The 14,807-nt window shown below is 62.7% G+C and carries 11 protein-coding genes and 1 pseudogene; 10 read left to right on the top strand and 2 right to left on the bottom strand.

All coding sequences use genetic code 11. The annotated features are described in order from the left end of the window. Positions 1 to 327, bottom strand: a 327-nt coding sequence (locus FXV83_RS40335) for a HEPN domain-containing protein (RefSeq protein WP_148745595.1), incomplete at its 3' end; no start/stop codon positions are given. Between the two features lie 315 nt (positions 328 to 642). Between FXV83_RS40335 and FXV83_RS40340 the strand changes: the two genes are divergently transcribed. Then, positions 643 to 1,551 carry a helix-turn-helix domain-containing protein gene (locus FXV83_RS40340; RefSeq protein ID WP_187436510.1) on the top strand — a complete coding sequence of 303 codons (909 nt, stop codon included), beginning with the start codon at positions 643 to 645 and terminating at the stop codon, positions 1,549 to 1,551. A gap of 139 nt (positions 1,552 to 1,690) precedes the next feature. Here FXV83_RS40340 and FXV83_RS40345 read toward each other — a convergent pair whose 3' ends face one another. After that, complete coding sequence (locus tag FXV83_RS40345; RefSeq protein WP_148745596.1) at positions 1,691 to 2,023, bottom strand: hypothetical protein; 333 nt, start codon at positions 2,021 to 2,023, stop codon at positions 1,691 to 1,693. Here FXV83_RS40345 and FXV83_RS40350 point away from each other — a divergent pair. From FXV83_RS40350 to FXV83_RS40405, 9 genes and pseudogenes are all read left to right on the top strand, one after another. Then, on the top strand, positions 2,023 to 2,523 hold the full coding sequence (locus tag FXV83_RS40350) for a thermonuclease family protein (protein WP_235940591.1): 501 nt from the start codon (positions 2,023 to 2,025) through the stop codon (positions 2,521 to 2,523). The two genes, FXV83_RS40345 and FXV83_RS40350, sit on opposite strands and share 1 nt — an antisense overlap. A gap of 132 nt (positions 2,524 to 2,655) precedes the next feature. Next, positions 2,656 to 2,838, top strand: coding sequence for a hypothetical protein (locus FXV83_RS40355; RefSeq protein ID WP_148745598.1), 183 nt, complete (start codon positions 2,656 to 2,658; stop codon positions 2,836 to 2,838). A gap of 501 nt (positions 2,839 to 3,339) precedes the next feature. After that, positions 3,340 to 4,293: an ArdC family protein gene (locus FXV83_RS40360; RefSeq protein ID WP_148745599.1), complete on the top strand. Its 954-nt coding sequence runs from the start codon at positions 3,340 to 3,342 to the stop codon at positions 4,291 to 4,293. 107 nt (positions 4,294 to 4,400) lie between these two features. Continuing rightward, positions 4,401 to 6,516, top strand: a pseudogene (locus FXV83_RS43415) (ParB/RepB/Spo0J family partition protein). 183 nt (positions 6,517 to 6,699) lie between these two features. Beyond that, entirely contained in the window at positions 6,700 to 11,022 is a 4,323-nt protein-coding gene (locus FXV83_RS40375) for a strawberry notch-like NTP hydrolase domain-containing protein (RefSeq protein WP_187436511.1), read from the top strand. After that, positions 11,022 to 12,083, top strand: a complete 1,062-nt coding sequence (locus FXV83_RS40380) for a DUF7146 domain-containing protein (protein ID WP_148745602.1) — start codon at positions 11,022 to 11,024, stop codon at positions 12,081 to 12,083. Before FXV83_RS40375 ends, FXV83_RS40380 begins: the two co-directional genes overlap by 1 nt. A 330-nt stretch (positions 12,084 to 12,413) precedes the next feature. Continuing rightward, the gene (locus FXV83_RS40385; RefSeq protein ID WP_148745603.1) at positions 12,414 to 13,337 is read left to right on the top strand and encodes a DUF2493 domain-containing protein; all 924 of its coding nucleotides are present in this window, start codon (positions 12,414 to 12,416) and stop codon (positions 13,335 to 13,337) included. A gap of 142 nt (positions 13,338 to 13,479) precedes the next feature. After that, a complete protein-coding gene (locus FXV83_RS40390) occupies positions 13,480 to 13,959 on the top strand; it encodes a hypothetical protein (RefSeq protein ID WP_148745604.1) in 480 nt (159 codons plus the stop codon). A 557-nt stretch (positions 13,960 to 14,516) separates the two neighbouring features. Further along, positions 14,517 to 14,807: DUF736 domain-containing protein (locus FXV83_RS40405; protein ID WP_148745606.1), on the top strand; the 291-nt coding region annotated here is incomplete at its 3' end.

Raw genomic sequence — 14,807 nt, forward strand, 5'->3', positions numbered from 1 at the left:
ACGCAACTGTAATGCTAGTATGTCGGGCCGAAGCAAAGCGTCGCAGGCAGCGAGGAGTCCAGAGCCTTTTCGGGTGGCCGCCGCCATCAGCCCCATCATCCCGTGCGAGAATTTGTTCTTGAGTTCCTTCACGTCGATCCCTTTGGCGCGCAGGAAGGCCTTAAGTGTCAACTCAATCGAATGCGTATGGAGATGGTAGAGCACCAGATTGTAATGCAGCCGCGGCTTGGAGTTCTCAAGGCTGGCAGAATGCACGGCTGCTCGGCAAAAATCCTCGGCCAAGTGATAGAAGCCCAACGGGCCATAACGATCGATTTCATCAGGCATGTGGTTTGAGTTCCAGCTCCCGTCTTTAAGACGTGCGCAATCCGATTCCAGGTTGCCGCGGCCTCCCCGAGTGCCTGCGGCAAGCGACGCATGAAGTTCGCTGGATGGGCGAGACGCGCATGTGGCTCCCGTTCAATGAGTGCCGACCCTTTAAGGGCGTCCGACAGACCTGATCAGAACTAGCTAGGCATTATCGTGGAGAATGCCTACGCCATATGTCAACCAGTAAAGGTCCACCAACGGAAAAGCATCAAAAATGTCTATTTATTAAGTAGGTATTCTAGGGATAGTAGGGCCAGATAAGGAGTTTAGCCTATGGCACGGGTGAACCCAATAATTCTCAAGACGTTGCGCCGGCGCAAAGGCTGGTCTCAAGAGCGCCTCGCCGAAATGGCGAAGGTCAACAAACAGACGATTTCCCGCATTGAGCGGGGTGAACCAGAAAATCCGCGCGAAAACACGATCAAGCGACTCGCCCACGCATTGGGCGCAGAGCCGGCCCAACTGACGCTCGAGGCCGTCACACCGGAAAGCGGCCACAGCGAGCCTGTGAGGAGGACGCGGCCATCCGGGTTCGGCGTCAGCAAGAATGCGAACAACTTCCTCTACCTGATCTCCGAACGGTACTTCGTCCGGCCCTGGCAGGTGATGGAACTTGCACCGCTGTTGTTCTGCTGGGCGGCTGAGATGAGCCTGCGCGAGCGGCGGCGGCGGCTCACAAAGCTTGAAGAAGCATGCCAGGCCGCACGTGTCCTCGAGAAGGAGATGCCGCACCTCCCGCCACCCAATTTCATGTATTCCGAGGAGAAGATCGCCGCGGAATCGCGATCCATCGATGCACATGACATTTTCGGGATGTGCTTTGGCGACGACGATTTCAGTGAAGGCCCATCGCATTCCTTGGGCGATGACGAGGACAACCCGTTCGCCGTCTTTCTCACAAAGCTGGTCGAGCAAATCAGCGACGTTGCGACCTTCGAAGGTTTTTCTCCGATTGATTATCCCTGCTTCGAAGTTTGTCACGAAGAAGCCTTCGAGATGGTCGGTGGAGACGAAACGCTGGCAGACCGCATTCTGTCCGGCGTGGTCGATCTCTACGAGATGCCAAAGGATCTTCAGGGCATTGTCGGCAGAACGCCGCCGCCGCTCCTTGGTCATCAGCATCAAGATCGCTCCTCCGCGAACGACGAATCCTTGCGGCCCTCGATTCGTTCCGGCTGCTAACACAGAGCAGGGATTCCAAATCGTCGGGGCAGGTGCTTTTCCACCTGTTCCGCCGCCCTGTGCAAAACCAGCCGCGCAGCAATCTTGTCTTCCTTGTCCGCGTCGCGCATGACGACTTTCAGCGCCAGGTCTGGTAGCTTCATCCCAAAGGGCGCGGCAGGACGAAATTTACGCGATTTGCTGGCTGAACAGCCTGCCATTCAACGCGACCGGCGAAGTTATAAAGAATGACGGCGTCTGGAAGATTTGTGAATTCACTTGGCAGATGGACGTGATTCTGTTCTGCGCTCGCTTCGAGGGACGCTGGCTGCGCGGCGCGGAGTTTCATTTTCTCGGCGGCCAGAGAACCTGCCGGCACCGAAGCCACTTGAGAATTGGCCGAAATCCAATCCGCGAGATTTGCGGTAGTTACAAGGTCTTTGAAATGCGTCGAACCTCCGTCGCATTGATTCTCGCCATTCTGCTGTCGCATTGATTCTCGCCATTCTGTCGAGCGCGGCGCTGGCCGATCAGTTTGTCGGACAGGCCAGCGTGATCGACGGCGACACGCTGGAAATGCATGGAGTGCGCATCCGGCTTTGGGGCATCGATGCACCGGAGAGCAGCCAGCTGTGCCGCGGCAAAGACAGCTTACAATATCGGTGTGGTGCGCAGGCCGCGAACGAACTTGATGCCTTCATTGCCCGCCGTCCCGTCAATTGCGTTCCAGTCAGCCTCGACCCGTATGGCCGCACGGTTGCGACCTGCTCGGTCGCAGGCAGGGATCTTAGTGAATGGCTTGTACACAGCGGCCTTGCGTTGGACTGGCAACAATACTCGAAGGGCAGGTATCACGAAGCTCAGCGCGAGGCTGAGCGTGCCGGCCAGGGACTGTGGAAGGGCAGCTACGTGGAGCCGTGGCTCTATCGTGCATGCATCCGCGCAAGTGGAAAGCCGTCCGCCTGTTCGGATGATGCAAATGCCCATCCTTGATCGATCCCTGCGAGGCGCCAATCCACAGCGCGCGTTGGCCTGTCACCATACTTGGGCAAGTGGCTCTGGCGCCGTTTGGGCGACTCACGCTACCCATCATTCTCAATTGCCTCACTGCGGAATGGGAATGAAATGGTTGCAGCCACCCATGAATTACCGGCCTCTGGTTATGCGCTTGAAGTGGACGGCCGGCTCAAAGCTGAATTTACAACCAGAGACGGCGCCAGGGCCGGTGGCGAAGAACTAAAGAAGCGTTTTCCCATGCTTCAGATCAGGATCTATGACGCGCAGACGAATGCGCGTGAGGAAATCTAGGTCCACTGATTCAAGTTTTGGCGGAGTTGGTCGGCCAGAGCGCGTGCGGCTGTCGCCGCACCGGGCTCTGAACCGAGCCGCTTTGCGTCTCGGCCATTCGGCTTCGATCCCTCGCGCAAGCGGATGCGGAGCTCCTCGCCGGGGGCACTCGGAAAAGGGGCTCGCCTGCGGCGACCGCTATCACTGCCCCGTTCCCGGGTGCCGCTATTGAACCGGTCTCGTCGCTGCACTCGGACCCGCGTGCCCCTTCGGGTCGCTATGCTCACGCTCTCCGGGTGCCATTTTCCGTCGAGGCGATGCGCCCCTGGCGCACGCCTGGGCGGGCCTACGGCCCTAGGCACCTCAAGGCCAAGTCTCATGAAGAACCGGACGGAAGGCGGGCCGCTTCGCCGCTGCCGCATTCTCTCAATTAGAGGCTGAGAGTAAGAGTGTCGCGCGGTTTTGCCGTGACGGGTTACAGGCTGCGAGAGAGGCTCGCGGCGCCCGTCGCGGAGACCCGCGATGTCCAGACAATATCCAGCACGCACCGGTGAGGACCGGACAAGCCTCTATGACGAAATTACCAGCAAGATCATCGCCGAGCTGCAGGCTGGCCGGGTGCCCTGGGTGCAGCCTTGGGGCACCGCGGCTGCGAAGGCGTCTTTGGCCATGCCGAGAAGCGTGGCGACCGGCCGCCAATACAGCGGCATCAACGTTCTAATCCTCTGGGGTGCCGCGACCGAGCACGGATTTACAGGGCAGAATTGGCTTACCTTCCGTCAGGCGCTCTCGCTCGGTGGTCACGTCCACAAGGGCGAGCGCGGCACGACCGTGGTCTACGCCGACCGCTTTGTGCCGGTCGATGAAAAGCGCCGCGCACATGAGACCGGCGAGGAGGCGCAAGCTGTTCCTTTCCTCAAGCGCTTTACCGTCTTCAACAGCGATCAATGCGGCGGCTTGCCTCCGGAGATCGCAACAACGGCGCCGCCTCCGCCGCCAGGACTCATCGAGCCGCAGGTCGAAGGCCTGATCAGGGCAACCGGCATCGACTTCCGCATCGGCGGCAACCGCGCCTTCTATGCGCCGACGGAAGATTATGTGCAGGTGCCGCCTCCGCAAGCCTACTTCGAGCCGATCAATTGGCATCGAACGGCCCTGCATGAATTGGCGCATGCCAGCGGTCATCCATCACGTCTCAACCGCGACTTGTCGGGCAGCTACGGTACCAGGAAGTACGCGTTTGAGGAGTTGGTTGCGGAGATCTCGTCTGCGTTCGGTTGCGCGTCGCTCGGTATCGTGCCCACGGTGCGGCACGCCGACTATATCGGCTCGTGGCTCGAAGTGCTGCGAGAGGACAATCGCGCGATTATGCGAGCTGCTTCGCAGGCCAGCAAGGTTGCGGACTATCTCCTTGGATTCTTGCCGGAGCGCGTTTTCGATGCGACGACCGAGAGAGCGGAGCGGGACGCAGCGTGAACCCCGCCAGCCGTCTCGAAAAAGAGAGTGAGAGGGTAGCGGCGATTTTTCCTGACGGGTTGGAGGCCGAGAGAGAGGCTCCCGGCCGCCCGTCGAGGAGAATCGATATGACGAAGGCTGTCCAAAAGATCACGCTGTCGCCCTCACGTGACATCCCGTTCAACAAACTGGTCCTCAGCCAGTCCAACGTCCGGCATGTGAAGGCGGGCATTTGCATCGAGCAACTCGCAGAAAGCATCGCGCAGCGGACGCTGCTGCAAAGTCTCAACGTGCGGGCGGTCGTGGACGCCGAAGGCAATGAGACCGGTATGTTCGAGGTGCCGGCCGGCGGCCGGCGCTACCGCGCGCTGGAGCTTCTCGTCAAGCAGAAGCGCATGGCGAAGACGCAAGCCGTTCCTTGTGTCTTGCGCGAGGGCGGCATTGCTGAAGACGACTCGCTTGCAGAAAATGACGAGCGAGTAGGGCTTCATCCGCTCGATCAGTTCCGAGCCTTCCAGACCTTGAGTGGCGCCGGTATGTCCGACGAGGATATCGCGGCCCGTCACTTCGTGACACCGGCCGCCGTGAAGCAACGACTTCGGCTGGCGTCCGTGTCGCCAAAGCTCCACGACGTCTATGCTGAGGACGGCATGACTCTCGAGCAACTCATGGCCTTCTCTGTTACCGCCGACCACGCCAGGCAGGAGCAGGTCTGGGAGAGCATCAGCCGATCCGGCTATGACGAGCCCTATCAGATCCGGCGCATGCTCACGGAAAATACCGTGCGCGTCCGATCGCCGCGTTCAGTTCATTGGGCTGGATGCTTACGAGCAGGCCGGCGGCGGGGTTTTGCGGGATCTGTTCGAACACGATGATGGCGGCTGGCTTCAGGATGTTGCTTTGCTCGACCGCCTTGTCACCGAGGAGCTCAAAGCCGAGGCGGAGGCGATTGCTGCGGAGGGCTGGAAGTGGATTTCGCTCGCCGTCGAATTCCCCTACGGCCACACGGGGGGTCTGCGCGAAATCGAGGGCAAACCTCTCGATCTTTCGCCGGAGGAGCAGGCCGCCCTCGACGCCCTCAACGCCGAGCAGGCCAAGCTTGAATCCGACTATCAGGATGCCGACGAGCTGCCCGACGAGATCGACCAGCGTCTCGGAGAAATCGAGGCAGCACTGGTCGCGTTCGAAGACCGATCGATGATCTATGATTCGGCCGAGATTGTCCGTGCCGGCGTCTTCGTCAGCATCGATTCCGAAGGGCGCCTCTCGGTGGACCGGGGATACGTCCGGCCGGAGGACGACGTGCCGGCAGCCGATCCTGATGTCGGGCAGGGCGCCGATACACAGTCGATCGAGGGGAAGGCGGCTGGTGCTTCCGTTCAGCGCACGGTCATCGCGGTCGCGTGTGGCGCTGCTGATCTCGAAGAAAATGATGAGGACGCGACGAAACCTCTGCCGGATCGGCTGATCACCGAGTTGACGGCGCATCGTACGCTGGCGTTGCGGGATGCGCTGGCAGAAAATCCTGCGATTGCATTCCAGGCGGTGCTGCACAACTTCGTGCTGACGGCCTTTTACCGGTTCGCGTCCTCCGGAAGCTGCCTTGAGATCGGACTTCGCACGCCGACCTTTCCGGCTCAAGCGCCTGGCTTGAGGGAAAGCGCGTCCGCGAAGGCCGTTGAGGCGCGGCATGAGTCGTGGAAGGCACGATTGCCCAACAGCGAGAACGATCTTTGGGATTCGCTCACGGCTCTCGATGGCGCCGGACAGGCATCCCTGTTCGCTCACTGTGCGTCGTTTGCGGTCAACGCCGTCTGTGAACCGGCCAACCGCTACAATCAGGGCCGCGTCTCCGCCCACGGCGTCCGCACCCGGCTCGACCAAGCCGATGTGCTGGCACGTGCCGTCGGCCTCGACATGGTTCAAGCGGGGTGGAAGCCCTCCGTCGACAACTATCTCGGCCGGGTCACCAAGCCTCGCATTCTGGAGGCGGTGCGGGAAGCAAGAGGCGAATCCTCCGCGCAACTGATCGACCACCTGAAGAAGGCCGACATGGCCAAGGACGCTGAGCGTCTTCTCGATGGTTCGGGATGGTTGCCAGAGCCGCTGCGTCTGGTCGATCCCAATGCAGCGTCAGTGGAGCAGGAGAGTGAAACGGACCCGCTGCCCGAATTCCTCGCCAATGAAGAGGATCAGGAGAACGCGGGCGAGGATGATCCGCAACAGCTCGACGCGGCTGAGTGACATCGTAGAAGGGACGGCTCCGGCCGTCCGGCGATCGCGTGGGGACCGGTGTCTCGCGCCGGTCCCCATTCTTATGGCCGAGGGCTGAGAGGGAGAGCCGGGCCGGGAAGGGTTTGAGCCGTCGGGTCTTAAGGAGAGCGCCTGATGGTTCGACCCGTTCCTGCTCTCCGAAAGAACCCTGTCATGACCGAATCTCTCGCCGGCGGCGCTGCCGCCGCGCCGCTCTCAATGCGCGCCGCTGCTACTCTCACCTCCGCCGCCGTCAGAGCCGCGCGACAGCTCGTGATTGATCTCGAGCGCGGCCGTCGCATCGATGCCGCTGTCCTGCGTGGCTCCATGGAAGCTGCCTTCGGCGCGTCCGACGCCACTGCCGCCTGGAACTGGAAGACCGCCTATGATGTCTGCGAGGCGGCGACCGTTCTATTCCTTCGCAAGTTTGGGCCGGCTATTCGGACCAAGGCTGGCTCAACGGCAGCGATGCTGCCGATGCTCGCGAAAATCGCGAACTGTCTGCCGACCCACACGCGGCGCTCCGAGGACAGCCAAGCCCTTCAACAATTCTCGACACCGATCCCGCTTGGGCTTGCCGCATGCACCGCGGCCGGCATCACGCCCTCCGACCGGGTTTTGGAGCCCTCTGCGGGGACCGGCTTGCTCGCCATCTTTGCCGAGCTCGCCGGCGGCACCTTAGTGTTGAACGAGCTGGCCGAGACCCGCGCAGCGTTACTCGACCAACTGTCTCCCAACCTTAAGGTCACCCGGTTCGACGCCGCCCAGATCGATGATCACCTCGATGCGGGCGTTGTACCGAGCGTCGTCTTGATGAACCCGCCGTTCTCGGCATTGGCGAACGTCGATCGACGAATGGCGGATGCGGCGCTCCGGCACATCGCCTCATCCTTGGCACGTCTTTGCGATGGCGGGCGTCTGGTCGCCATCACCGGCGCAAGCCTCGCGCCGGACAATCCGGCATGGCGAGACGCCTTCGTTCGCCTCCAGCAGCGCGGGCGGGTGGTATTTTCTGCCGCCATCGACGGCGCGGTCTACGCGAAACACGGAACGCAGACCGACACAAAGCTGCTTGTGATCGACAAGTTGCCCGCCGCAGATCCGAAAGTCTTTCCCGCTTCACCGGGCATGGCGAGCGATGTCGCCACCTTGCTTGATTGGGCGACTCAGCATGTGCCTCCGAGGCTGCCTGTTGTCGCGCCGGTGGTGGTCGACGTCATCAGGCGCCCTGCGATATCACGATCCATCGGCGCCTCTGCGCCACGCCCATCGTCTACTCCGAGCCCTGCAGCGCTAGAGGGCGTCGAACTCGCCTATGAGACGGTCGACTGGACACCTCCGGAAGGCGCTCGACTGACCGACGCGCTTTATGAGGAATACTCGCTGCAGGCGATCCGCATTCCAGGCGCGCATGCGCATCCGACCAAACTCGTGCAGTCCGCCGCCATGGCCTCGATCGCGCCGCCGAAGCCGTCTTACCGGCCACATCTGCCAGCCAATGTCGTGGCGGATGGCATCCTGTCGGACGCTCAGCTCGAGAGCGTCATCTATGCCGGCGAGGCCCATTCCGAGTTTCTTGCGGGATGCTGGACGGTCGATGCGACCTTTGACGTGGTGGCGGCCGCGTGCGACGACGCAGAGAATGCCGTCCGCTTTCGCCGCGGCTGGTTTTTGGGCGATGGCACCGGCGCGGGCAAGGGGCGGCAGGTCGCCGGCATCCTGCTCGATAACTGGCTGAAGGGTCGGCGCCGTGCCGTCTGGATCAGCAAATCCGACAAGCTGATCGAAGACGCGCAGCGCGATTGGTCCGCGCTCGGCATGGAGCGGCTGCTCGTGACGCCGCTGTCACGTTTCCGGCAGGGCACACCGATCCGGCTCGCGGAAGGCGTCCTATTTGCCACCTACGCTACGCTGCGCACCGACGAGCGCGGCGAGAAGCTTTCGCGCGTGCGGCAGATCGTCGAATGGTTGGGCTCCGACTTCGACGGAGTGATCGTCTTCGACGAGAGCCACGCGATGCAGAACGCGGCAGGCCAGAAGGGCGAGCGCGGCGACCAGGCGGCCTCCCAGCAGGGGCGTGCGGGGCTCAGGCTCCAGCACGCGTTGGCGCATGCCCGCGTCGTCTACGTCTCGGCAACCGGCGCCACGACGGTCCACAATCTCGCCTACGCCCAGCGGCTGGGCTTGTGGGGCGGCGACGATTTCCCGTTCGGCACCCGCGCCGAGTTTGTCGAGGCGATCGAGGAGGGCGGCGTAGCGGCGATAGAGGTGCTGGCGCGCGACCTCAAGGCGCTCGGTCTCTACGCGGCCCGCTCGCTCTCTTACGATGGCGTCGCGTACGAGCTCGTCGAGCACCAGCTCACGCCAGAGCAGGTTCGCATCTACGACGCCTATGCCGGCGCGTTCGGCATTATTCATAACAATCTCGATGCCGCGATGCGGGCCGCCAACATCACCGGCGAGACCGGCACGCTGAATGGCCAGGCCAAATCGGCCGCGCGATCCGCTTTCGAGAGCGCCAAGCAGCGCTTCTTTGGCCACCTCCTGACCTCAATGAAGACGCCGTCGCTGATCCGCTCGATCGAGCGTGATCTCGACGCCGGCCACGCCGCTGTCGTCCAGATCGTCTCGACCGGCGAAGCGCTAGTGGAGCGCCGGCTCGCCGAGATCCCGACCGAGGAGTGGAGCGACGTCCGGGTCGACATCACCCCACGCGAGTACGTTCTCGACTATCTCGCCCATTCCTTTCCGGTCCAGCTCTACGAGCCCTTCACCGACCAGGAAGGCAATCTCTGCTCCCGGCCTGTCTATCGCGACGGCCAACCAGTCGAGAGCCGGGACGCCGTCGCTCGCCGCGACCGCCTCATCGAGAAGCTCGCCTCGCTGCGGCCGGTACCGGGAGCGCTGGATCAGGTCGTCCAGCGCTTCGGTACCGACATGGTCGCCGAGGTGACCGGCCGCTCGCGCCGCATCGTTCGCAAGGGCGCCCGGCTGGTCGTCGAAAACCGGGCCGGTTCGGCCAACCTCGCCGAGACGTCCGCCTTCATGGACGACGTCAAGCGGATCCTCGTGTTCTCCGACGCGGGCGGTACAGGGAGGAGCTACCATGCCGAGCTGTCGGCGCGGAATCGCCGCCTGCGGGTCCACTATCTGCTCGAGCCCGGTTGGAAGGCCGACGCCGCGATCCAGGGGCTGGGTCGCACGAACCGGACCAACCAAGCGCAGCCGCCGCTGTTCCGTCCCATTGCGACCGACGTGAAGGCCGAAAAGCGCTTTCTCAGCACCATCGCCCGCCGGCTCGATACGTTGGGAGCCATCACGCGCGGCCAGCGCCAGACCGGAGGGCAGGGGCTGTTCCGGCCGGAGGACAATCTGGAAAGCCAGTACGGCCGCGACGCGTTGCGCCAATTCTACACGTTGCTGGCACGCGGCAAGGTCGAGGGCTGCTCGCTTGAGAGGTTCGAGGATGCGACCGGCCTGAAGCTGACCGATGCCAATGGGCTCAGGGATGACCTGCCGCCAATCACGACTTTCCTGAACAGGTTGCTGGCGCTCACGATCGACCTGCAAAACATCCTCTTCACGGCTTTCGAACAGCTCTTGACCGCTCGGATCGAGGGCGCAGTCGCCTCGGGCACCTATGACGCCGGGTTGGAAACGCTTTGTGCCGAAATCTTTGTCGTCACTGACCGGCGCACGATCTACGACCATCCCGGCACCGGCGCCGAGACCCGGCTTCTCACGATCACCCAGCGCCAGCGTAATCATCCAGTGAGCCTGGATGATGCTCTTGCTCGTGTCTCCGATTGCCATTCCGTCCTGTTGGTCAATGAGCGCTCTGGACGGGCCGCCGTGCAAGTCCCGGCGGCGAGCGTCATGCTCGATGACGGCGAAATCGAGAGGCGCGTCCGCCTGATCCGGCCGATGGAGCAGCACAACGTTTCCTTGAACATGATGGCAGAGAGTCATTGGGTCCAAGCAGAGCGTGAACGCTTCGCCACAGACTGGCTGGCGGAGCTTGCCGAAGTGCCCGAGTTCACGGAAAGCACGATCCACGTCGTGGCCGGCTTGCTGTTGCCCATCTGGAAGCGGCTGCCGAACGATTCGACCCGGGTCTATCGGCTGCAGACCGATTCGGGCGAGCGGATCGTCGGCCGCAAGGTCTCGGGTACCTGGGTCGCGAATGTCCTTGCGGCTGGCGCGCCGGCGTTGACGCCGGACGCTGCCTTTGCCGCGCTCATGGAGGGGCGGACCGTCCTTGAGCTTGCGGAGGGGCTCCAGCTTCGCCGCGTCCGGGTGATGGGCACACATCGCATCGAATTGTCCGGCTTCAACGACACGATGCGCGATCGCTTGCGGGCCTACGGCCTCTTCGGAGAGATCATCTCCTGGAAGCTGCGCATGTTCGTGCCGTCGGACGCAAGCGGCGTCGAGATCCTGTCGAGGGTGCTCGACGCCTATCCGCTTGTGCGCATCGCTCAGCGGGAGGCAGTGTGATGTCCCGCGATGCTTCCGAACTGGCTGGCCGCCTCGCGCGCGAAGCGGAGGCGGTGTGCCGACACTATCTCTCCAATGGCAAGCGGGCGGGGCGGTACTGGGTGGTCGGCGACGTGCACAACACCGCGGGCCGCTCACTGTTCGTGCGGCTCCAGGAATCGCCGAAGGGGCCGGCGGGCAAGTGGACCGATGCCGCAACTGGTGAGCATGGCGACCTCCTTGACATCATTCGCGAAAGTCTGGCGTTGCGAGACTTTCGTGAGGTCGCCGAGGAGGCGAGGCGCTTTCTCAAGCTTCCTCGTTCTGAGCAGCAACCGATCCCGAAACCGGTTCGTTCGCCAGCGCCGACCGGATCACAAGAGGCGGCTCGTCGGCTCTTTGCGATGTCCAGCCCGGTTGAAGGGACGGTAGCCGAGAGGTGCTTACAGCGTCGCGGAATAGCCCGCATCCACCATGGTGGCAGTCTGCGCTTCCACCCACGCTGCTACTATCGGCCGGACGACCATCTGCCGATCGAGATCTGGCCGGCGATGATTGCCTGCGTCACGGATCTCGATGGACGGATCACCGGCGTGCACCGCACCTGGCTCGATCCGGATGGCTTTGATCGGGTTCGGCTCGGCAAGGCTCCGATCGATACACCACGACGCGCGATGGGCGACCTGCTCGGCAACGCCGTTCGGTTCGGTGTGGTGGACGACGTGCTCGCTGCCGGCGAGGGTATCGAAACCATGCTTTCGCTACGCTACATGCTGCCGACGATGCCGATGGCGGCTGCGCTTTCGGCCAATCACCTCTCGGCCATGTTGCTCCCGACTGGCCTGCGTCGCCTTTACATCGCCCTCGATGCCGATGCCGCTGGCGACACGGTGCACGCGGTTCTAACCCAGCGCGCAGCAGACGCCGGCATTGAGGCGATCGCGCTGTCGCCCCGGCTGGGCGATTTCAACGAAGATCTGCAGGTCTTCGGTGTCGATGCCCTCCGAGCAGCCCTGCGGTTTCAGCTTGCGCCAGAGGACGTCGTTCGCTTCCTGCATTCGTCGACGGTGGCCGCGGAATAGCTCCCGGTGTTCGATCAATGTTGATAGGCCGGTCATAGGCGAGGCCAATACCGAAGAGGACGCGACCTCGGCCTTCTAGAGGGCGATCGGACGGCAAGCGGCCCGGGCCGGCAATGGCTGCGTCCGGCTATTTTCCGCCGCGCGCCGGCGACGAGAAGACACAATAGCCATCAAATCGGCGCGCTTTGCATCGCGAAGCAAAATAGCCGGCCTCCGCCATCCTCCGCTGTCGCTTCGGCCCTGTCGGGTTCTGGTCCGTTCCGCCCGCCGTCAGAGGATCGCCACGAAGGCCGCGAAGGTCGCGGCCCATCCGGCAAAGGACCTCTTCCCATGACCGACCATGACGACATCGAACCGCAGCACGCCTCGTCTCCAACGGACCACGTCCTCACCGAACTACAGCTCTTCGGCTATCGTCCCTTCGACGACCAGCCCGATCCAAGACCGCTCCCCGAGGGCAAGATGATCGCCGGCGCCATAGCGGACATCTTTGATGCCCTGGTCGCGACCGTGAGCGACACGCGGCTTGAACCGGACCTTGACGACCTGCTTTGGTCGACCGTCAACCTGTTCCATCGAGCCGTCGACCGCGTCGAACGCCAACTCGATGACAACGAACAAGCGCAGCATAAGAGCCAGCGCGAGCAGAACGGCTCGGAAGTGCGATCGGTCGAACTCGAGCGCCTGACGGCCGAAGGCATCTCACTGATCGAGCGTCGCAATTGCCTGGAGCTGTTCCGGGATCAGGCCATCGAGCGATTTGAGGTCCACACCGGCTCGGCCTGGCGTCCTCGGTCGGGATCATTGGTCAATCACCGAACGCTCACCGCGGCAATGATCGACTCCCGTGACTTCATCGCAGCAAAACGCCGCGCCGAGACTGAGGTCATGTTGCCGCCGGGGCCGAAGATCGCACTCACCGGCGGGCTCGATTTCAACGACCATCATCTGATCTGGGATCGGCTCGACAAGGTTCATGCCAAGCATCCCGACATGGTCCTCCTCCATGGCGGCTCCCCGAAAGGCGCTGAACTGATGGCTGCGAAATGGGCGACCAATCGCAAGGTGCCACAGATCGCCTTCAAGCCCGATTGGACGAAGCACGCCAAGGCGGCGCCGTTCAAGCGCAACGACGCCATGCTCGAACTCCTGCCGATCGGCGTCATGCATTTCCCGGGCACGGGAATTCAGGACAATCTCGCTGACAAGGCGAAGCGGCTCGGCATCCCGGTGTGGAGGTTCGGCGGCGCGTGAGCGCCGTCGTGCTTGACCTCGAGACAACTAGGCCGGAGTTGCACGCCGCAACTCCGCCTCGTTTCGATTTTACGTCCGAATCCGCGCCGTGGTGGTGGTGGAAAGGCGCGACCGGTACATCTATGCACATGGAGCCACCACCATGCTCGCGCTTGGGCTTGTTCTCAATACACTCGGCATTGGCTTGTTCTGCTGGGCGATCTTTGCGCTCGCTGTGTATCCCCTGCCGTTTTTCGTCGCACTCAGTGTCGGGATGTTGGCATTTCGCGATGGCGCCGGCGTCGTCGGCGCGCTGCTGATCGGAATTGCTTCTGGTGCGCTGACACTTGCCGCTGGTCAGGTCGCCGTTGCCGTTAGTCGGTCCTTGATCTTGCGCATCGCGATCGCAACCGCGTTCGCCGTCCCCGCGGCAATCGCCGGCTATCATCTGGTGTTTGCCTTATCGCAGATCGGGGTGCCTTCGCTAGCTTGGCGCGAGGCCTTCGCTTGCGGAGGTGCGGTTTGCATCGGCGGCACGGCATGGACGCGCTTGATCGTGTTCGCGGGGACCCGCCCGTCGGAGTCGGCCGGGGTGGCGGAGAATATGCCTCAACCAGTTCTCACAGCCGCCACGCATGAGTGATGACGCTTCGACGCCATCGGTTGGGCAAGATCGCACGGGGCGCCACGTTGAACGAGGGGGCTCGAGCTTGAAAGAGAGGTAGCCGCGCTTCTCCTCGGAAAGCTTTAAGCAAGACGTACCGATCTCTGTCTGGCCCACATAGCTGCGGTGGAGCGGCGCGCCGCGCTCGATCATTCCTTCCCGGACGATACCGCCCTTTGCGGCAGATTGTTTCTCTTTCTGCGCCAAACTGTACCGACCTCTGTTCAGCACAACCGATATCAGCCAAGTCTTCTCCTTAAGATTGCGGTTCAGCACGCGGACTCACGTGGCCTCTTTGATGGCTTGATCTGGCCGAAGACCGGCTGCGCCTCGATCGTCTGAGCCGCAACGCCGTTGCTGCGACTTTCTTCCCCTGGGCTTCGCCCATTCCTCGCGAGGCAAGAAAGTCGCTTCAACGGCGTCCTCCGCTGCGCTCCGGCCCGCAGACCGCGGGTGCGTCGCCGATCGTCCTCGGCTTCCAGATCGCCATCGAGGCCGCGGTGGTCGCGGGCTCGAAACACAATAGGAGAAGTGACATGGCTAACATCGGTTCCTTCAAAAAGGTCGGTAACGAGTTTCACGGCGAGATCGTCACCCTGAGCCTTCAGACCAAGGGCGTCCGCATCGTCGCCGAAACCAACCGCTCCAGCGACAACGCGCCGAGCCACCGCATCTACGTGGGCCGGGCGGAGATCGGGGCGGCTTGGTCGAAGCGCTCCGAGGAGGGCCGCGACTACCTCTCGCTCAAGCTCGACGATCCCTCCTTCAACGCACCGATCTACGCGAACCTGTTCGACGATGAAGGTGGCGAGCTATCGCCAAATTTT

Origin of the sequence: Bradyrhizobium hipponense (assembly GCF_008123965.1) — a bacterium.
GTDB classification, from domain to species: domain Bacteria; phylum Pseudomonadota; class Alphaproteobacteria; order Rhizobiales; family Xanthobacteraceae; genus Bradyrhizobium; species Bradyrhizobium hipponense.